Genomic DNA, 18,121 nt, shown 5'->3' on the forward strand with positions numbered 1-18,121 from the left:
CCTATGGCAAATCAAACGAATACCGGTAACCCTAGAGTAGACTATGAGTTTCGTCGCAAAAAGAATGCTGAAGACATGAAATTTCAAGTCATTTCCTTTGTGCTAATGATTTTCTTAACCATCATTGCGTTTTTCGCAGTTGGTGGAGATTTCTCGCATTGGTTTGTCGTACCGTTCATTCTGTTATTAGCAGCAGTACAAGTTATTTTCCAATTGTACTATTTCATGCATATGAGCCATAAAGGACACGAACAACCTGCGTTGTTCCTTTATTCTGGCTTATTAGTAGCGCTTCTTACTGTGTTAGCGTTCGTAACCATTGTGTGGATTTAATTGGAAAAAGGAGCTGACCTCCAGATTGGAATCGTCAGCTCCTCTTTTATTTTTACGGGATTTACACATGAAATTGTCATGAACTTGTCAAGACCATTCATTGAATCCCTAAATTGTAAAAAGTATAATAATGATAGCATGAACTAAAGCGAGGTGAAGGACACGTGCCTTTGAAAATATTTGGGTTTGAAGCATTATGGAGCCCTTTCTTTTTCGTTGCGATTTTGTTTATGACGACCGTATATTTTTTAGTAACGGTCAAGTGGCGGCATGATTTCCAAAATAGTGAGCCATTGAAAAAGAAAGAAGGAGTATTCTTTGTCATTGCGATGATTCTTTTGTATGTTATAAAAGGATCACCCGTCGATTTAATGGGCCACATCTTATTCTCTGTTCATATGGTTCAAATGGCGGTATTATATTTATTGATTCCACCGTTATTAATCGTCGGAATTCCATCATGGCTATGGCAGTTTATCATTAAGCAACCAGTAGTAAAACAAATATTCCAATTTGGAACAAAGCCACTAATTGCTCTTATTTTATTTAACGGAATGTTTTCTTTTTATCATATGCCGATGATTTTTGATGTCATTAAAACCGATGAAACATTGCATGGAATCTATACGTTCGTCCTATTTATTTTTGCCATCTTTATGTGGTGGCCGCTTGTAAATAAATTACCAGGTGAAAACAGACTGCATGGGTTAAAAAAAGTCGGTTACATTTTTGCCGATGGCGTTCTATTAACCCCTGCATGTGCTTTAATTATTTTTGCAGAATCACCGATGTATGCCACATATTACGATGCCTCCGTTTGGCTACAAGCTCTAACATTATGTGTACCAATTGATACGTTAGCTGGATTAAATCTATCAGGGCCTGAACTATTTACAGATATGCCCCCAATTGAAGATCAACAACTTGGTGGGGTGCTCATGAAAATTATTCAAGAAATTGTGTACGGTGTCGTGTTAGCCCAAATTTTCTTTGAATGGTACCGAAAAGAACAAGTAGAAAGTGATTCAATTAATGAACAAGCATTATTAGCTCGAAATCCGCAAACTACAGAATAATATATAAAGCGGCAGGCCATTAAGCAGCTTGCCGCCTCTATATGCTTATTTATGATACATAGTAGAAAAGGAGAAAAAGAAATGACAGTGCCAATTTTACCAACGATTAGTACATCTTGTATTGTCATTAGTGCAGTTTTAGTGGCGATTGGTTGGTGGCAGATTAAACAGAAAAAAACGGAAGCTCATCAAAAAACAATGTTTGCTGCTGCTATTTTTGCACTTTTGTTCTTTCTTATCTATTTAAGCAGGACCATTTTTATTGGAAATACAGCGTTTGGTGGACCTGATGATGTGAAAATTTACTACACAGTCTTTCTCATTTTCCATATTGTTCTTGCTACAACAGGAGCCGTCTTTGGCCTGGTTACATTATTTTCGGCGTATAAAAAGGAATGGACTCGTCATCGAAAGTTAGGACCAATAACAAGCATTGTATGGTTTTTTACAGCTACGACTGGGCTTGTCGTTTATTTATTGTTATATGTGATTTATCAAGGTGGAGAAACAACTTCTGTTATTAAAGCGATTTTAGGATTTTAACGAAAAAAGACTAAGGGAAGCAAATATCCCTTAGTCTTTTTATATTTTGGTCTGTTAAATGATAGCGTTGATATTTATCATTTCGCTTATGGCGGACGCTTTCCGCGGGCAAGCCGCAAGCCGCTTCCCTCGCTACGCTCAAGTATGGGTTTTGCCTGGCTTCTTGTTCCCGCTGGAGTCCCGCCGTGTGAACAACTTGCTATAAATCAACAATGAAATATAACATATCCTATATTTTAAAGTCAGTTTTAATAATACCTGCTTCTTTGGCAGAATTAAATACAATTAAAACAAGTGGTCCTAAAATAAACCCTAACATACCGAGTAGTTTCAAACCAATATACATTGCTATTAATGTTGCTAACGGGGATAGTCCGATATGGCTACCCATCACTTTTGGTTCGACTGTTCGGCGAATAATTAACAAAATGGCGGCTAAGATGGCCAATTTTGTTCCTAGAGCAATATCACCTGTTACTAGATGAAACAATGCCCAAGGACCTAAAATAACAATCGATCCAATAATTGGAATAAAATCAATTAACCATATAATTAATGACATTACAAAGGCTATGTCAGGAGTAATGATTAAAAGACCAATTAAGGAAGCAATAAAAATAATGATACTAACTAAAAATTGTGCTTTGAAAAAACCAAAAATAACGTAAGACAGTCTAGATGTCATAAAAGACACTTTATCTGCTGTTTCTTCGGTTAAGTGGTTATATATCATTTTACGCAATTGTGGTAAATCAATCATAAATAAAAATAAAGCAATGAGAAAGACTAAAAAGCTGACCAAGTAGTTTGGTATGTATGACAATGCTGCGCTAATGGTCTCGATATTCACATAATTTAAAATAATCTCCTTTGATCTTTTAAAAAAATCGTTGATTTGGGAGGTAATTTCATCGACAAAATCTTTAGGTAAATCTTTTGCAGCATGGGTAAGATACGTTTCCGCATTTGCCCAAGCTACAGAAATTTCATTAATATAGGTCGGGGCATCTTTTACTACCTTTACTGCTTCCCCAACTACTTTTGTCGTCACAAAATATGACGTTAAGCCAATAAAAAGCAAAAAGACTAAAAACACTATCAAAACTGCGTATTTTCGTTTCAGCTTTATTTTTCGCTGGAAAAGCTTTACTGCCGGTTCTAAAAATAAAGCGGTAATTAACGCCGATATGATCGGAATTGAAACTGGTAAAATGTAGTAGACAACAATCCCGATGATGAGAATTGCTAAGATGAGAAAAACCGTCTTTCTTTTAAAAATAGACGCCAAGGTATATGTCTAGCTCCTTTCTAACGACATTTTTTATTTTATTATAGTATGGTTATCATTTTATGAACAATGATTTTGTTTTTTAAATTGTAAAGAAATCAAAGGATTGAATTTAAATAAAAAAGTGTAGAGAATGTAATCTCTACACTCGATTGAAATTATTCTGCAAACATTTCAATTTCTTTTTTCACATCTTCTAAAATTTTCTCACATTGTTTGACTAGATGTTCAGGGAAATGTTCTCCTTCACCGTATTCAACACCGTGTGGATAATAATGTTTACCAAGAAGTGGTTTCATCAGTTGAATTAACGCATCGTGACTTCCTACGTCACCTTCAACAGCGTATCCTTGAACACGTAAGTAGTATGTACCTTCTTTAATTTCAAATTTGCGGTCGTACGTTACACGTTCATAATCCCATTGTGATTCACGAAGTAAACCATGGGAGCGCATGACTTCATCTAATCGAACTAAATCCGCTTTTAAGTTTTCAATTCCAGTTTTTTCGAATCTCATGATTATTTCCCTCCTATATGTTCAAACATACCGATCGCATGCCTTAACAGACATTCTGGAAACTACTCATTTTAATAATAGACGAAAAGGAAGGAACATGCAATGTGTTCTCACGGAAGTTTTCCAAATGGACAAAAATAGCCTTGAATAATTTTGAACAAAAAGGAGATGCTATTGTTGTGGATAGCACAAATAGTGTGAAACACAATGGAAATATGATAAGGAGGGTTTACATGACAACAGTTCGGGAAATTATGACGAGTGACGTCGAAACATGCTCCTTACTAGACAATGTATTTGAAGTGGCTCAAAAAATGAAACAGTACAATGTAGGAGCCATTCCGATTGTTGATGGAGATCGATTAGTTGGGATGATTACCGACCGTGATATAGTGATTCGCTGTATTGCCGAAAAACATCCACCTTCATCCAAAGTGCAAGATATAATGAGCGAGCAGCTTGTTACCGTTTCACCAGATACGCCAACGGATGAGGCGGCTCGATTAATGTCTGAGCATCAAATTAGACGATTACCAGTCGTTGATGGCGAACGGCTCGTCGGTATCGTATCACTTGGAGATTTTGCTGTACGTGAGTTAACAGACAATCAAGCAAAACAAGCGTTATCAGAAATTTCCGAACCAAGCAACGAACATTATTCTCATTAATTCATGTAAAGTGTCCATTAATGGGCACTTTTTTATGTATTAGTGAAAGTACATAACTGTTTATTGAATTATTTGAAATGATATAATATTAGTAGGAAATAGCTACTCGAGAAAGAGAGGAGGATCCTCCTGAAACTTTTAATTCGCATATTACTTGTTTTAACAATTGTTCTTGTTTATAACATTTATACTAATTCATCCTCGGAGAAAAACGAACTGCTAACGGGAATGGAGCAAAAAGTTCCTAAATATTTGGAAGAACTTAATCAGTCAACTAACGAGTTGATTTCTACGGATGAACGTCCAACACAAGGTGTTTCAACGTTTATCGGAAAAACAGTGGAAGAGTGGACGAAAGTATACGGGAAGCCTTCGAGAATTGACCCTACTCCCTATGGTTACGAATGGTGGATTTATAATCAAGATTATAAGACATATATGCAGGTAGGTGTAGAAGAGAATACGATTGTTACAATATTTGTTATGGGGGAAGAAGTCGATATCTTTCCTTACCAAATTGGACAAAAAGTAGAGGATATTTATCAATTTACGTTTGTTGAAACAGAGCACGTTGTTGAGCTTCCTTCTGGCACCTACCGATTTGAATTGTCAGAAGAAGATATAAATACGAGACCACTTATCGTACTTGGAGATATTTATGCCCAGTTGTATATTGATAAATTCACGAGTACACTCTCCAGTGTTCGTTTTTTAAACGGAAAAACACTAGTCAAACAACATCCGTACGAAATGGTGTATCGTGGGGAATTACTTGAAGCAGATCCCCTAACAGAAGAGATGTGGAAAAAGGTTGAATCAGGCACAGAACAACAAATTTTTGAACTAACTAATATTATACGCCAACGTTTTCAGTTAGATCCGCTTTTATGGGACGAGAAAACGGCTGAAGTGGCCTACAATCATAGTGTTGATATGTATGAAAGCGATTTTTTCTCCCATGAATCTCCTGAGTCAGGAACGCTCTTTGACAGGTTGAAGACAGCTGATATTTTATTTTCGTTAGCGGGTGAAAATATTGCAGCCCATTATACCGATGGACCAGCTGTTGTCGAGGGATGGCTGAATTCGAAAGGACATCGGGAAATTATGTTGAATGAGGATTTTACCCATATAGGTGTTGGGGTGTATCAACAATATTTTACCCAAAATTACATTAGTAAAGAATGGTTAAATGTAGGAGAGAGATAATCTCTCCTATTTTTTTGTAATAATGAAAAATGTTCCTGTTCCGTGGGCAATTAATTGATTAGACGAATCCACGACTTTACCTTCTAACACCATCGTTTTTTTTCCATGATGTAAAAGTTGCGCAGTGGCCGAAATTGAACCATTGGAAACAGGGGCTATGTAATGAATCGATAAATTGGAAGTTACAGCACCTAAATGGTCAGGAAGTAGTTGGTTAGCATAAGTTCCCATGACAGAATCTAATAAAGTAAAGGTGATCCCCCCGTGTAAAATACCTAATGAATTTTCGGTAAGTAAATGAACAGGAAGCGTCCCTCGTGTAATAACACCGTTTTCAAGTACATAATCAATATGAAAGAGAGAACGTAAATATGTACCTCGTTTATGTTTTTGCTTATTTTTCAGTCCTTCTAAGACGTGTTTTAAAACGTGTATATCTTCTTTCGTTGCTTCCTTTATTACTGATTCAAATAACGAATATAACTCTTTATCCATTTTTACCCTTCCATTATTATTATTGTTTTTTTATCATATCATGAGTTTCTGAATTTAGCACCATTTCTTTTGTTATACATAGGCTATAGCAGATAAATATCTTGGCGGAGGTGATACGATGTGGAAAAACAACTTCACCCTGACGTAGAAAAATTTAAACAGTTCGTTAAGAACCATCCTAAATTAATCCAACGCGTACGCCGAGGAGAAGTAACATGGCAAGAAATGTATGAAGATTGGTATTTGTTAGGGGAAGACGATCCAAAGTGGGATCCATATAAAGATAAAAATGTAGAAGAACAACCTTCAAAAGAAAGTGATGGGAACTGGATGAACCAAATCGGATCGATGTTAAAAAAAATTGATGTAAATCAGTTCCAATCCCATTTACAACAACTCAATGAAGCATTGGGTTCTATTCAAGGAGTATTAGCCCAATTTCAACAATCAAATAAACAAACGAGAACGAGAGTAGAAGAAAAACGCCCACATCCGTTTAGCTTTCGAAAGGATTAGGTGATGATTCATGAGAAGTGATGTGATGGAGTACATTCGACGTGATCCATTTTTACATCAATTTTTACGACAACAACCGGCGTGGTATCGTATGTTGAGTCGTTCCCCACAAGACTTGGAACAATTTGAAATTGCTTCGCTACATTACTATAAAAAAACGATACCACATCGGGTCGAAAAATTTTCCCAAACCCTACAAATGGCATCGATGATGATGTCCATGTTGGATATTATGAAACAATAGGATAGATGCTATTTATAATAGGTCCCTTATGTGTAAAACAAACGCTTCTTGCAAATGATAAAGGCAAGGAGTGATGGAAGATGAAAAAATGCCTTTTGATGATCGGAGTTGTCTTCGTCTTATTTGGTTGTAAGCAAGACTTTCCAGAACCAGAATCAGTTTCAGCTGCCCATATTCAACATACGCAACAAAAAAAATTACAAGTTCGACATATTGTGCAAGGAAACAATGTTTTTGTTGAATGTGTCGTCCAAGGGGTATCATTTGCTTCTGAAAAAGGAAAGAAAAATGGGAAAATTATTGTGTATCTTGATGGTAAGCGCTTTGGAGAATATCATACGGCTGCTTTTGTCATGAAGGGAGTAAAAAAAGGTGTTCATTTAGTAAAAATTGATATCGTTTCACCGCATAACGAATCATACCATTTGTCTAGAAATTTTTACGTGACCATTTCGTAAAGCTTGAACATTTTCCCACTCATCTCGAACGTGGTACAATATAGAGAGGAGGTGGGCGAATGTTAGCAACGATGGAGCAAATTGAAATTATCAATTTTGCTGAACAATTAGCCAATATGATTATTCAATCAGAGACGGCCGAACAGTACCGTCGCTGTTATCATAAATTATATACAGACGAACAAACAAAGCGGAAAATTCAAGCGTTTGTTCAACTAAAGGAACGTTACGAAGAAGTTCAACGTTTTGGGAAGTATCACCCTGATTACAAAGAAGTAACACGAAAAATTCGGGAAGTAAAAAGGGAAATGGATTTAGATGAAAATGTGGCTAATTTCAAACGGGCAGAAAATGACATGCAACAGCTTCTTGATGAAATTAGTCGATTAATAGGTCATGCGGTTTCACCTCAAATTAAAGTTCCGACCGGAAATCCATTTTTCGATTCCTTATCAAGCTGCGGTGGTGGCTGTGGATCGGGAGGAGCGTGTGGTTGTTCTTCATGAGTGATCGTTTTGAAAATACGATCACTCTTTTACGTGTAAGGTCTAAGACGAATACAATCTTCACAAATGTTACCACAGCAAAACATTTTTTCTTGCGGGACATAAAAGCGGTGACGGTAAATAAAGGTTTCTACATTTTTTCGAAAAAAATGGGTTTCCGCATGAAGTCTCTTTCCGCGCATCGCTTTACCAGCACAAGATTTAATCAAGTGTTCCACCTCTTCTTTTGGGAGGGAAGAAGTAATATATAAAAAAGGTATCCCTGCACTTTTTCTCATTTTTGCCAAATGAATGGCTTCTTCTTTATTTAATAATTGCAGGAAGTGGTCCCAAATAACAGCCAAATCCATGTTATACACCTTCCAGATATCAGTTGAAAGATTTGCTAAAATTATGCTAGACTTAGGAAAAATACGAATTAGATAGATACAAGTATTAAGGGGAAAATTATATGTTTGTTGAACGTCAAGGGTTAATTGTGTGGTTATATCATTTAAAGCACGTAAAATCGATTCGTCGATTTGGTAACATTCATTACGTATCAAAACGGTTAAAATATGTTGTATTATATTGTAATCAAGACGAATTGGAAACGGTTATAGATAAACTCTCTTCATTTTCATTCGTCAAAAAAGTAGAACCTTCTTACAAACCTTTTTTAAAAACGGAGTTTGAAAACTCCAAACCAGATAAAGCAAAAGAATATGATTATAAAATGGGCTTTTAACTTCAACCCCGTATATGTAATCATTCGAAAAAACACCACTTACAAAAGTGGTGTTTTCTTATTGTAACGGAGGAAGGTATTTATTCATTCGTAATATACCGATTAAATGCTGATAATATAATTCCTTTTCAGCAAACATCGTGGAAGGTTTAACGTTCAATTCGATAATTTCTTTGTTTAGTTCTCTGGCAAGCTCCTTAAACAAATCAAACCGTTTATTTGGCTTTGTATATGGATAAGGAATTCCTTCCCTACAGATATAAAGTGGTTGAAAATCACCTGGTGATGTTGGATGTAATACAACGACGAGGGAAGTGACTTCATTTCCATTCACAACCGTATGAAATGCCATTAAATGAGCAAGGCGGTGTTGATTCCGACGAGCAATTTCTAGTAGCTCATATATGTCCGAATACCCTTCTCCAAGTTCAATAAACCGTTGAATCAACTCTTAACGCCTCCTTATAAATTCAAATTTATCCTCTCTTACTTTATCATTGCCAAGTTAAAATGAGAAGAGAATATTTCTTTGTCCATCCTTTTATTGAAATATTCCTTTTTTGAAAATCGTTTGAAAAAATTCCATTAATTCCACAAAAAATTTGTTAATATAGAAAAGTAAAAATGATTTAGTTAAGAGAAAGAAAAAGGGGAAACGCAAAATGTTTAGAACATCTTTAATGTTTATATTAACGTCTCTAGCATCCATTGGTGGGTTTTTATTTTTTCAATGGCAAGATTACGTTACGGCACTAAAGCATGAAGACGAAGAACAGGTGATGGTCGATCAAACCATAGAAGTTACTTATCGAGACGATAAGTTATACATTAAACAAACGTTGTACGATCTTCCTGAAGGAACATATACGGTCACCCTGCCAACAGGGATTTCCGAGGCATCCTGTATTAATAGTGAGGGCCAGGCTTGTGAAAGATGGAAAGAAGGGGAGGAAAGGACTTCTTTTACGTCTTCAGGCAATGTTACCATTACCTATCATCTACGGGTTCAAAGAAATACGGAACCTTTGATAAAAAATTGGTATGCCCAATTTTCGAATTTAAAAATTTTACATACCATCGTACAACTATCAGATGAATCGAAGCAGGAAGGGACTTGGGTTGTTAGCGGAAAAAGAACGTCGTTTATTGAAAAAAAATATATAAATTTTTACCGGTTTGAAACAGCAGGGACACCATCTTCTCTTTATTGGCATGAATCTCCTATGGTAATGAATGAGTGGACTTCAACCATCACAGTGTATACACCAACTGAATTTACTATTAAGGCGGAAGAATGGAAAAAGTTTTTAGAGCAAGTAGAAGCAACCATTATTATGTCGGATATACAATCTTCAACAGATGGAAAGCTATATTTTTTTCGTAATGAACAAGATTTTGAGCAATTGCAGTATGAACTTGCTTTTAATTATGTGAATAATCGCTTTGACTTTTTAGAAGAAGAAAAATGGCTTGCTTCTGTTGTTTCTTCTTTACTTGCCGATGAAAAGTCAAATCATTCAAAAGCGAATCTAATCGTGCAAGAACTAAAAGATCAGTTGACAGAGAAAACATATTTCGCCTTAATTGATTCTATAATTGCACATGACGGAGAGTTATCGGCCGAACGGTTAGACAATATGATTTACGAACTAACTGGACTTAAAACGAACTTTTTTCAAGAAAATAAGCAAGAAAACGTACCATTTAGGCACTTTTTATTGTTTGATGGAAGGAAGTTACAAGTAAATGGTCGTGTGTTAGACAAGGAAGAGGCTGTGTATTTTTCGGGAAGACGATGGTATCCATTTCTTTCTACTATGCAAGCGCTTGGATATGAAACGAGACCAATTGTCGAACGAGAATCCTATATTGTTAAACAAGCGGGAAACGTATATCGATTATATCTAGATGAAACCTTTTTCATATTTAACGAAGAAAGTTTTGGATTAACGCGCAATCCATTAACCGAACTCAATGAGGAAATTTTCATCGATGAGGCTTGGCTTGAAAAAATTTTCCGAGTGTATATTAGCCACTTAGATGAGACCATTTTGATTGAAAAGAATTTTTAACATATGTTAGCAAAGGCTCTGTTAAAGGATGCTGTTGCTATTTAGCATTTCGCTATTTCGCTGCAGGCGGACGCTTTCCGCGGGCAAGCCGCAAGCCGCTTCCCTCGCTACGCTTAAGTATGGGGCTTGCGGCTTCTTGTTCCCGCTGGAGTCGCCGCCTTTATCTTCATGTGAACAACTTACTAAAAATCAACAATGAAAGATAACATAGCCTAGCAAAAAAAAATCCCTGCAACGAACCATTGCAGGGTCCTCCTAACTCCTTCAAAGAAGGAAAGAAGGCAAAGGGAGAGGAGAAACCGGAGGAAGAACTTATGGGGAAACGTAAGTCTTCTCCGTGGTTGGCAACAACATCAATGACCGATGTTGTTATTATCAGTATCACCAATTGATGATAAATTATGCAGGATGGAAGAAATTTAATGAAGTTTTGAAAAAAATCATTGCAACACAAAAAAGGTCTACAAAAAACAATGCAATTTTCTTAATTTTCTTTATATAATGGATGGTGGACTGAATATTATCTTTTTTTCCTGATATAGCACATCTACTCGAATTATGATAGGATAAGGAAGAAATTTATTTCCTAGAAGTAAGTGGTGAATGGTATGAGAGTAATTTCGGGTAGTTGTAAAGGACGAGTGTTAAAATCAGTTCCGGGAAATCAAACAAGACCAACCACGGATAAAGTAAAGGAATCAATTTTTAATATGATAGGTCCATATTTTCATGGGGGAGTGGCTTTAGATTTATTTGCTGGAAGCGGTGGGGTAGGAATTGAAGCGCTAAGCCGCGGAATGGATAAGGCCATTTTCGTTGATCGTCATCCGAAAGCGATTCAAACCATTAAACAGAACGTTTCCTTATGTAAGTTAGAAGACAAAAGTGAAATTTACCGAAATGACGCTTTTCGCGCGTTAAAAGCTCTGATCAAACGACAATTGACTTTTGATTGTGTGTTTTTAGACCCGCCCTACAAACAACAAGAATTAGAAAAGATTTTACATATTTTAGATAATGAGCAGTTAGTAAATGAAAACGGTTTCATTGTGTGTGAACACGAGGCAAACGTTCAATTACCAAATGAGGTTGGACAGTTCCAAATCATAAAAAAAGAAACGTATGGAATTATTGGAATTACCATTTTTCAACGGTCGGCTCAACAATAAAGGGGGTTAACAAAGTGGGAAAAATTGCAGTTTGTCCAGGAAGTTTTGACCCGATTACATACGGACACCTCGACATCATTCAACGAGGAGCTAAAGTATTTGATGAAGTGTATGTGTGCGTCTTAAATAATTCTTCGAAAAAGCCGTTGTTTACGGTAGATGAGCGGGTTCAATTAATTGAAGAAGTGACGAAGCCGATTCCAAATGTAAAAGTAGATACGTTTCAAGGGTTATTAGTCGATTACGCGAAAAGTGTCAATGCCAATGCGATTATCCGAGGGTTACGTGCTGTTTCCGATTTTGAATACGAAATGCAAATTACATCGGTCAACCGCGTGTTAAATGAAGATATTGAAACATTTTTTGTGATGACAAATAACCAATATTCCTTTTTAAGTTCGAGCATAGTAAAAGAAGTCGCCAAGTATAATGGGAATATATCTGAACTTGTACCAAAGCCTGTAGAAGAAGCGCTTAAAAAGAAATTTTCGCTAGACTAGTAAGAAAAAAGTGTCCATATGAAGAATAATCTGTCCATTATTATGAAAAATTTGTTCAAAAGAAAGCAGAGAGTTATTTTCTGGAACAGAACATACTTATTTCGAAAACCATAAGGAATGGTACGCAATCTTCGAATAAGATACATATCCGATGTACGATAAAAAGAGAATAGAGACGGAATAATATAAAAAGGGATCGCTTTCACGCGGTCCCTTTTTATTTAGCGATTTTTATTATTTTTTGCCGATAAATCCAACAATAACATACAAGTACGATAATTGTAAAAAGAGGACCAATTGATGAAATCATGTAGTAGGATTGATAGATAAGACTTGATGTGGTTGAAAGGAATACTGGAATAACGTCTGCTGGCTGTTCTTCCATAAAAAACCGTTCGTATATAGGGGACCAACACAACCAAGTGAGGATACTTGAGAAACAGCCGTGTAAAATTCGGGCCAAGAAAAAAGGAGTAAATCGAATATCGGTATCTGCCAAAATACTTGCCACTTGGGCATGAACACTAAAGCCACTAAAAGCAAGGATAAAACTTGTTAGCATTGCTTGATGCATTAAGTCGACATTTTTCACATCACTTGTTAATTGACTTCCTAGCGTTATTTCAAATAACCCTGAAATAAACGGAATACTGAGAGTGCTCGGAAAATGTAGTCCATGAAACACCCATCCAACCAAGAATGCGAAAGTATCTGTAATGTTCAAACGATATAAAATTTGATTGACAACTGAAAAAAGAATAATGAATCCACCTATTAGCAATAACGTGTTCACAGATGAAATAACTGAATCTCCTAAAATTTGCCCGAATGGACGGGTTTCTTTTATACGCGTAACGTGTAATTCATGAAATGCTTTTTGAATAGAAAAGGAGCGGTGGAATCTTGCTTCTGAGGAAACTTCTTTTTCTCTTCCATAAAAACGCATGACAAGTCCGACTCCAACATTACCTATATAATGCGACAAGGCTAAAATAATGCCAAGCGACGGATTATGAAAAAAACCAACTGCTACTGCCCCGAAAATAAATAACGGATTCGAAGAATTAGTGAATGAAACAAGCCGCTCCGCTTCTATTTTTGAAATTTGGCCTTTTTGACGCAGTCGGGCGGTTAATTTCGCTCCAGAAGGAAAGCCAGAAGCCATGCCCATCGCCCACACGAAACCGCCTGCCCCAGGGACTCGAAATATGGGACGCATGAACGGTTCTAATAATACACCGATAAAATTGACAACTCCAAATCCGATTAATAATTCTGACATAATAAAAAAGGGAAGAAGTGAAGGAAAGACGATTTCCCACCACATATGTAGTCCTCGAATCGATGCATCTACCACTTCTTTAGGAAAAAAAATAAAGGAGCCTGTTAATAATGAGAGGGACAAAGCAATGAACAGACTCATCAGCATGGACGATTTCATGCAGACCCTCCTTTGACGAATGTAAAACATGAAGGAATTTCGTAACAATGGTAAAATTTATTATTATTACATATTACCAAGCCTTGTCCTCATATAAATCAATATACGAAACAGATAAGAAGTTTAGACCGCTAATTTCGGCAGGAAGGAGGAGCATCCGTGGACAGACCTCGAATCGGGTTAGCGTTAGGATCAGGTGGAGCAAGAGGTTTTGCCCATCTAGGGGTTTTAAAAGTGTTAGTGGAAGAGAATATTCCGATTGATTATATTGCAGGAAGTAGTATGGGAGCGTTAATCGGTACGTTCTATGGGGTAGGGCATTCCATTGAATCGATGTATAAGTTGTCAACCGCCTTTAAACGAAAATATTTTCTTGATTTTACTGTCCCGAAAATGGGCTTTATTAGTGGGAAACGATTAAAGGAATTTATTCACCTTTTTAGTCATCAAAAGCGGTTGGAAGATTTACATCCTCCTGTGGCAGTAGTCGCGACCGATTTGATGCGAGCAGAAAAAATCGTTTTTACACAAGGCTCAATTGCCGATGCGGTTCGTGCAAGTATATCTATTCCTGGTATTTTTGTTCCAGAAAAAATAAACGGAAGATTGCTCGTTGATGGAGGAGTGATTGACCGTGTTCCCGTTTCTGTTGTTCGGGAAATGGGAGCAAACATCGTCATAGGAGTGGATGTTGCTCACGTTAAACAAAACGAAGAGATTACCAATATTTACGATGTGATCATGCAAAGTATTGATATTATGCAAATGGAATTAGTGGAAAGTCGGGAAATTGCGTCCGATGTCATGATTCGGCCACGTGTAGAGCAATTTAGTTCACGAGCGTTCAAGAATACAGAAGAAATTATCGCCATTGGAGAAGAAGAAACTAGACGAATGATTTCGACCATTCGACAAGTGATCCAACAGTGGAAGGAGTAACGACTTATGCTCAAACAAAAATGGTCAAGATGGTTTTTCGTGATTCTAACCGTCATCCTCATCAGTGTATCATTTATTCAACTCCCTTATTACGTAACGAAACCCGGCATGGCTCATGACGTCGAACCAATGGTCGAAGTAGAAGGTGGTTTCGATGCAGAAGGGACCTTTATGCTAACAACGGTTCGATTAGGAAAAGCGAATGTATATTCCTTTTTACTTGCTAAAGTAAATAAATACCAATATTTATACCAAGAAAACGAAATCCGACGAACCGACGAAACGGAGGAAGAGTACCATCTGAAACAACTTCAAATGATGGAAAACTCGAGAGAAAGTGCAATCGAAGTGGCATACAAAAAAGCGGGAAAAGAGATTAACTATCAATATAAAGGTGTCATTGTCATTGATATATATCCAGGGATGCCAGCTGAAGGGAAATTGGAGTTAGGCGATCGAATTATAGCCATAAATCAAATGAAAGTGAAGAATACGGAGCAGTTCATCTCGTATGTTTCCTCAAAAAAAGAAGGGGATTCGATTCGTATACAATTTATACGGGAGGGGAAACAAATGGAAGAAACATTAACGGTGGCTCCATTTCCACAGCAACCAAATAAAGTCGGCATAGGCATAGGGTTAGTAGACGATAAGAAAGTACAAACTGATCCGCAAATTGAAATAAATACGGAAGAAATTGGTGGTCCATCTGCAGGTTTAATGATGACGTTGGAAATCTATAATCAATTAACGAAAAAAGATATAACAAAAGGGTATAAGATTGCTGGAACGGGGACGATCGATTCAAAAGGGAATGTCGGTAGAATAGGTGGTATTGAGCAAAAAGTCGTTGCCGCCCATGAAGCGGGAGCAGACATCTTTTTTGCACCGAACGACCCGATTAGTAAAGAAATCAAGCAACAAAATCACATTGTATCGAATTATGAAGCAGCTTTAAAAACAGCGAGAGACATAGGAACGAACATGAAAATTGTTCCTGTGACTAGCTTTGAAGAAGCGTTAGCTTATTTAGAAAAACTCCCACCAAAAGAAAAATAGACGTGTTTTCTGTTTGTAAAAAACGCTTGGAATGTTCCAAGCGTTTTTACTTTTAGAGAAACGATCATAAATTATGATTTTTTAAAATACACTGGTGGACAAGTGAAATCCATGTTCATGAGGTCTCGTCTTTTCTCTGTTTTTTTTACTCCAATGCCATATGTTCTTGTTGCGAGAAGGTCGAAGGCGAGTAGTTCTTGTACGTTTGCTCCTACTTTCGAAATGAGCGGCAATGATAAATCTTTTTTGATTTGAGAAAGATAGTTTCGTCCATTTTCCGACATACCTAATAGACGAATATAGGAAGGTGCTTTCATCGATTTCCACATATCCTCTTTTCTTATATTCATTAAAATATGTACGCACATTCGTTGAAGGCGGGTCCACGTATATCGTTTTGTCTTCATTTTTTCCATAAAATCATGAAAGCTTACGGAAGATGGCGCCATTTCTTTGAGACGGTATTCAATTCCTTCCTGTACTTCGTATATTTCACGTAATTGTTCGATGGATGATGTTATTAAGCGATATTGCAGAAATGGCCAATACGATTCCCAATGATGTAACTGACCTATTTCTTGATAATAATTTTGTAAGGCTGCTAACGTTGTTACAGGAACATAAGAGGCAATTTGGTTCCAGTCCTTCGTTTCGAAAAACGCTTTTCGAATACTTGTGGCGCTCGCAATCGTATCAGATGAAAAACGTTCATCATGATAATGGGCCGACTTCCGCTCGATTGTATACGGAACGATTGACGCCTGTATGTCATCCACTGCTTTTACATAATGAAACCCTAATATGTTATTTGGTTGACTTAAATCTATTCCATCCCGAATATTCAATGATTGAAAAGCACGTGATACAGCCGTTGGATAACTGACTCCTTTTTTCATTTCCTGTTTTATAATGGCATCGATTTGATTTTTATGGTTTTTAAACATCTGTACCGTATGGACAAAGTGGTCGATTGTACCAGATTCACTACCAAAGCAAAATCGGGTGCATTTCATACTTTCTAGTAAAAACACAGCCCCAAAAGCAAATGTTTCCGCTTTTTGGACAGCAAAGGTATACGGAAGCTCGATTACGATATCAATTCCTGCTGCTAATGCCATGTGAGTTCGCGTCCATTTGGAAACGATAGCTGGCTCCCCGCGCTGCAGAAAATTTCCGCTCATCACGGCAATAACAACATCAGCATTTGTTTTTCGCTTCGCTTCATTCAAATGGTATAGATGTCCGTTATGAAAAGGATTGTATTCTACAATAACCCCTGTTGCTTGCATGATCCACTCTCCCATTCCTCACATCATTTGCCTTAATTTTAGTGTAATGAAAAGAGGAGAAAATGAAAAGGTAAGAGGTATAGTTCACCATTGTTTGAGAAATATCTACAATATGTAGTACATTAAAAAAGACATAAAGTGATAGTGTAAAGAAAAAATATTGACAAAAGGTATAACGGAAGCTATAATTACCTTTGTTGCCTTGAGGTGATTTATTTGAAATGGTCAACAATACAACTACAAAAATTTCGTAATAAGGGTTTAGCCATCGATGAAATGGTAGATGCCCATGATTTAAAGGAGATTGAACCTCAAATTCGAGACCTTTCTCCGATTCATGTGACGGGTAGAGCAGATATTAGCTCTGAAAAAATTACCTTTCATCTTCGGATTCAGGGCACTTTCGTGTTACCTTGTGCGCGAACCCTTAACGATGTACATTATCCAATTGATATCCAAACACTGGAAACGTTTCTTCTGAAATCACTTCCTTATGAGGAGATGGAGGAAGAAGAAGTGCATCGAGTCCAAGGAGATGTGATTGATTTACTTCCAATCGTTAAGGAACTTCTCCTGTTAGAGGTACCGATGCAAGTGTTTAGCGATGAAGCAGAAGGGGAGCTTCCTTCAGGTAAAGGATGGGAAGTTATGTCTGAAGAGGACGCGTTGTCAAAAGACGAAGAAGAAAAACCAATTGACCCACGATTAGCTGCTTTATCGAAGTTTTTTGAAAAAAAGGATGAATCTTAATTTGGGAAGAACCAGCTAGTTCTGGCCTTCATATTTTTTCGTAATCTCTTTAAGGAGGTGGGAAGAATGGCTGTACCTTTTAGAAGAACATCTAAAACGGCAAAAAGAAAGCGCCGTACTCATTTCAAACTACAAGTACCTGGTATGGTAGAATGCCCAAACTGCGGTGAAATGAAATTAGCTCACCGTGTATGCAAAGCGTGCGGAACTTACAAAGGAAAAGAAGTAGTAAACAAATAATTATTTTCCATCAATGAAAAAGCGTAGAGAGACCATGGCTCTTTACGCTTTTTCTTATTTTTGGCGTTTTTATCATTAGTT

General features: G+C 36.9%; 24 protein-coding genes. 17 read left to right on the top strand and 7 right to left on the bottom strand.

Going from position 1 to position 18,121, the window contains the following annotated elements; all coding sequences use genetic code 11:
- Window positions 1–3: 3 nt before the first annotated feature.
- The 3 genes from ctaF (at window position 4) to H0Z31_02945 (ending at window position 1,952) form a co-directional block, all read left to right on the top strand.
- On the top strand, window positions 4–333 hold the full coding sequence (ctaF, locus tag H0Z31_02935; protein MBO8176391.1) for a cytochrome c oxidase subunit IVB: 330 nt from the start codon (window positions 4–6) through the stop codon (window positions 331–333).
- A 164-nt stretch (window positions 334–497) separates the two neighbouring features.
- The gene (gene ctaG, locus H0Z31_02940) at window positions 498–1,409 is read left to right on the top strand and encodes a cytochrome c oxidase assembly factor CtaG (GenBank protein ID MBO8176392.1); all 912 of its coding nucleotides are present in this window, start codon (window positions 498–500) and stop codon (window positions 1,407–1,409) included.
- Window positions 1,410–1,490: 81 nt separating this feature from the next.
- On the top strand, window positions 1,491–1,952 hold the full coding sequence (locus H0Z31_02945) for a DUF420 domain-containing protein (protein MBO8176393.1): 462 nt from the start codon (window positions 1,491–1,493) through the stop codon (window positions 1,950–1,952).
- 229 nt (window positions 1,953–2,181) lie between these two features.
- Here the strand turns inward: H0Z31_02945 and ytvI are convergent, their stop codons facing one another.
- Both ytvI and H0Z31_02955 read right to left on the bottom strand, forming a co-directional pair.
- Entirely contained in the window at window positions 2,182–3,240 is a 1,059-nt protein-coding gene (ytvI, locus tag H0Z31_02950; protein MBO8176394.1) for a sporulation integral membrane protein YtvI, read from the bottom strand.
- A gap of 158 nt (window positions 3,241–3,398) precedes the next feature.
- Window positions 3,399–3,758 carry a hypothetical protein gene (locus H0Z31_02955; GenBank protein MBO8176395.1) on the bottom strand — a complete coding sequence of 120 codons (360 nt, stop codon included), beginning with the start codon at window positions 3,756–3,758 and terminating at the stop codon, window positions 3,399–3,401.
- Window positions 3,759–3,991: 233 nt separating this feature from the next.
- On the opposite strand from H0Z31_02955, the gene H0Z31_02960 reads away from it, so the two are divergent.
- Window positions 3,992–4,426, top strand: coding sequence for a CBS domain-containing protein (locus H0Z31_02960; protein ID MBO8176396.1), 435 nt, complete (start codon window positions 3,992–3,994; stop codon window positions 4,424–4,426).
- A 123-nt stretch (window positions 4,427–4,549) separates the two neighbouring features.
- On the top strand, window positions 4,550–5,635 hold the full coding sequence (locus H0Z31_02965) for a CAP domain-containing protein (GenBank protein ID MBO8176397.1): 1,086 nt from the start codon (window positions 4,550–4,552) through the stop codon (window positions 5,633–5,635).
- Window positions 5,636–5,641: 6 nt separating this feature from the next.
- On the opposite strand, the gene H0Z31_02970 is transcribed toward H0Z31_02965, so the two are convergent.
- Window positions 5,642–6,130, bottom strand: a complete 489-nt coding sequence (locus H0Z31_02970) for a PaaI family thioesterase (protein ID MBO8176398.1) — start codon at window positions 6,128–6,130, stop codon at window positions 5,642–5,644.
- A gap of 120 nt (window positions 6,131–6,250) precedes the next feature.
- Here H0Z31_02970 and H0Z31_02975 point away from each other — a divergent pair, with 120 nt between their 5' ends.
- The 4 genes from H0Z31_02975 (at window position 6,251) to H0Z31_02990 (ending at window position 7,854) form a co-directional block, all read left to right on the top strand.
- The gene (locus H0Z31_02975; GenBank protein ID MBO8176399.1) at window positions 6,251–6,646 is read left to right on the top strand and encodes a YlbD family protein; all 396 of its coding nucleotides are present in this window, start codon (window positions 6,251–6,253) and stop codon (window positions 6,644–6,646) included.
- Between the two features lie 10 nt (window positions 6,647–6,656).
- Window positions 6,657–6,890 carry a YlbE-like family protein gene (locus H0Z31_02980; protein ID MBO8176400.1) on the top strand — a complete coding sequence of 78 codons (234 nt, stop codon included), beginning with the start codon at window positions 6,657–6,659 and terminating at the stop codon, window positions 6,888–6,890.
- Between the two features lie 80 nt (window positions 6,891–6,970).
- Window positions 6,971–7,348 carry a hypothetical protein gene (locus tag H0Z31_02985; protein ID MBO8176401.1) on the top strand — a complete coding sequence of 126 codons (378 nt, stop codon included), beginning with the start codon at window positions 6,971–6,973 and terminating at the stop codon, window positions 7,346–7,348.
- 59 nt (window positions 7,349–7,407) lie between these two features.
- Window positions 7,408–7,854, top strand: a complete 447-nt coding sequence (locus H0Z31_02990; protein MBO8176402.1) for a YlbF family regulator — start codon at window positions 7,408–7,410, stop codon at window positions 7,852–7,854.
- 29 nt (window positions 7,855–7,883) lie between these two features.
- Here H0Z31_02990 and H0Z31_02995 read toward each other — a convergent pair whose 3' ends face one another.
- The gene (locus tag H0Z31_02995; protein MBO8176403.1) at window positions 7,884–8,204 is read right to left on the bottom strand and encodes a hypothetical protein; all 321 of its coding nucleotides are present in this window, start codon (window positions 8,202–8,204) and stop codon (window positions 7,884–7,886) included.
- 101 nt (window positions 8,205–8,305) lie between these two features.
- Between H0Z31_02995 and H0Z31_03000 the strand changes: the two genes are divergently transcribed.
- Window positions 8,306–8,581 carry a YlbG family protein gene (locus H0Z31_03000; GenBank protein MBO8176404.1) on the top strand — a complete coding sequence of 92 codons (276 nt, stop codon included), beginning with the start codon at window positions 8,306–8,308 and terminating at the stop codon, window positions 8,579–8,581.
- A gap of 58 nt (window positions 8,582–8,639) precedes the next feature.
- On the opposite strand, the gene H0Z31_03005 is transcribed toward H0Z31_03000, so the two are convergent.
- Complete coding sequence (locus tag H0Z31_03005) at window positions 8,640–9,029, bottom strand: methylthioribose kinase (protein ID MBO8176405.1); 390 nt, start codon at window positions 9,027–9,029, stop codon at window positions 8,640–8,642.
- Between the two features lie 214 nt (window positions 9,030–9,243).
- Here H0Z31_03005 and H0Z31_03010 point away from each other — a divergent pair, with 214 nt between their 5' ends.
- The 3 genes from H0Z31_03010 (at window position 9,244) to coaD (ending at window position 12,322) form a co-directional block, all read left to right on the top strand.
- Entirely contained in the window at window positions 9,244–10,653 is a 1,410-nt protein-coding gene (locus H0Z31_03010) for a hypothetical protein (protein ID MBO8176406.1), read from the top strand.
- Between the two features lie 608 nt (window positions 10,654–11,261).
- Entirely contained in the window at window positions 11,262–11,822 is a 561-nt protein-coding gene (rsmD, locus tag H0Z31_03015; GenBank protein ID MBO8176407.1) for a 16S rRNA (guanine(966)-N(2))-methyltransferase RsmD, read from the top strand.
- 14 nt (window positions 11,823–11,836) lie between these two features.
- On the top strand, window positions 11,837–12,322 hold the full coding sequence (coaD, locus tag H0Z31_03020; GenBank protein ID MBO8176408.1) for a pantetheine-phosphate adenylyltransferase: 486 nt from the start codon (window positions 11,837–11,839) through the stop codon (window positions 12,320–12,322).
- A gap of 217 nt (window positions 12,323–12,539) precedes the next feature.
- Here coaD and ylbJ read toward each other — a convergent pair whose 3' ends face one another.
- On the bottom strand, window positions 12,540–13,763 hold the full coding sequence (gene ylbJ, locus H0Z31_03025; protein ID MBO8176409.1) for a sporulation integral membrane protein YlbJ: 1,224 nt from the start codon (window positions 13,761–13,763) through the stop codon (window positions 12,540–12,542).
- Between the two features lie 159 nt (window positions 13,764–13,922).
- Between ylbJ and H0Z31_03030 the strand changes: the two genes are divergently transcribed.
- Both H0Z31_03030 and H0Z31_03035 read left to right on the top strand, forming a co-directional pair.
- Complete coding sequence (locus H0Z31_03030; GenBank protein ID MBO8176410.1) at window positions 13,923–14,702, top strand: patatin-like phospholipase family protein; 780 nt, start codon at window positions 13,923–13,925, stop codon at window positions 14,700–14,702.
- 6 nt (window positions 14,703–14,708) lie between these two features.
- On the top strand, window positions 14,709–15,761 hold the full coding sequence (locus tag H0Z31_03035; protein MBO8176411.1) for a PDZ domain-containing protein: 1,053 nt from the start codon (window positions 14,709–14,711) through the stop codon (window positions 15,759–15,761).
- 71 nt (window positions 15,762–15,832) lie between these two features.
- On the opposite strand, the gene H0Z31_03040 is transcribed toward H0Z31_03035, so the two are convergent.
- The gene (locus H0Z31_03040) at window positions 15,833–17,050 is read right to left on the bottom strand and encodes a nucleotidyltransferase (protein MBO8176412.1); all 1,218 of its coding nucleotides are present in this window, start codon (window positions 17,048–17,050) and stop codon (window positions 15,833–15,835) included.
- A 216-nt stretch (window positions 17,051–17,266) separates the two neighbouring features.
- On the opposite strand from H0Z31_03040, the gene H0Z31_03045 reads away from it, so the two are divergent.
- The gene (locus H0Z31_03045; GenBank protein MBO8176413.1) at window positions 17,267–17,800 is read left to right on the top strand and encodes a DUF177 domain-containing protein; all 534 of its coding nucleotides are present in this window, start codon (window positions 17,267–17,269) and stop codon (window positions 17,798–17,800) included.
- A 66-nt stretch (window positions 17,801–17,866) separates the two neighbouring features.
- Complete coding sequence (gene rpmF / locus H0Z31_03050) at window positions 17,867–18,040, top strand: 50S ribosomal protein L32 (GenBank protein ID MBO8176414.1); 174 nt, start codon at window positions 17,867–17,869, stop codon at window positions 18,038–18,040.
- Window positions 18,041–18,121: the final 81 nt, after the last annotated feature.

The organism is Bacillus sp. (in: firmicutes), from assembly GCA_017656295.1.
Lineage (GTDB): Bacteria > Bacillota > Bacilli > Bacillales > JACDOC01 > JACDOC01.

Bases quoted from the DNA above. Each gene is read 5' to 3' on its own strand.
- ctaF (MBO8176391.1), top strand. From the start codon at position 4: ATGGCAAATCAAACGAATACCGGTAACCCTAGAGTAGACTATGAGTTT.
- H0Z31_02945 (MBO8176393.1), top strand. From the start codon at position 1,491: ATGACAGTGCCAATTTTACCAACGATTAGTACATCTTGTATTGTCATT.
- H0Z31_02955 (MBO8176395.1), bottom strand. From the start codon at position 3,758: ATGAGATTCGAAAAAACTGGAATTGAAAACTTAAAAGCGGATTTAGTT.
- H0Z31_02960 (MBO8176396.1), top strand. From the start codon at position 3,992: ATGACAACAGTTCGGGAAATTATGACGAGTGACGTCGAAACATGCTCC.
- H0Z31_02970 (MBO8176398.1), bottom strand. From the start codon at position 6,130: ATGGATAAAGAGTTATATTCGTTATTTGAATCAGTAATAAAGGAAGCA.
- H0Z31_02980 (MBO8176400.1), top strand. From the start codon at position 6,657: ATGAGAAGTGATGTGATGGAGTACATTCGACGTGATCCATTTTTACAT.
- H0Z31_02985 (MBO8176401.1), top strand. From the start codon at position 6,971: ATGAAAAAATGCCTTTTGATGATCGGAGTTGTCTTCGTCTTATTTGGT.
- H0Z31_02990 (MBO8176402.1), top strand. From the start codon at position 7,408: ATGTTAGCAACGATGGAGCAAATTGAAATTATCAATTTTGCTGAACAA.
- H0Z31_02995 (MBO8176403.1), bottom strand. From the start codon at position 8,204: ATGGATTTGGCTGTTATTTGGGACCACTTCCTGCAATTATTAAATAAA.
- H0Z31_03000 (MBO8176404.1), top strand. From the start codon at position 8,306: ATGTTTGTTGAACGTCAAGGGTTAATTGTGTGGTTATATCATTTAAAG.
- H0Z31_03010 (MBO8176406.1), top strand. From the start codon at position 9,244: ATGTTTAGAACATCTTTAATGTTTATATTAACGTCTCTAGCATCCATT.
- rsmD (MBO8176407.1), top strand. From the start codon at position 11,262: ATGAGAGTAATTTCGGGTAGTTGTAAAGGACGAGTGTTAAAATCAGTT.
- ylbJ (MBO8176409.1), bottom strand. From the start codon at position 13,763: ATGAAATCGTCCATGCTGATGAGTCTGTTCATTGCTTTGTCCCTCTCA.
- H0Z31_03035 (MBO8176411.1), top strand. From the start codon at position 14,709: ATGCTCAAACAAAAATGGTCAAGATGGTTTTTCGTGATTCTAACCGTC.
- H0Z31_03040 (MBO8176412.1), bottom strand. From the start codon at position 17,050: ATGCAAGCAACAGGGGTTATTGTAGAATACAATCCTTTTCATAACGGA.
- rpmF (MBO8176414.1), top strand. From the start codon at position 17,867: ATGGCTGTACCTTTTAGAAGAACATCTAAAACGGCAAAAAGAAAGCGC.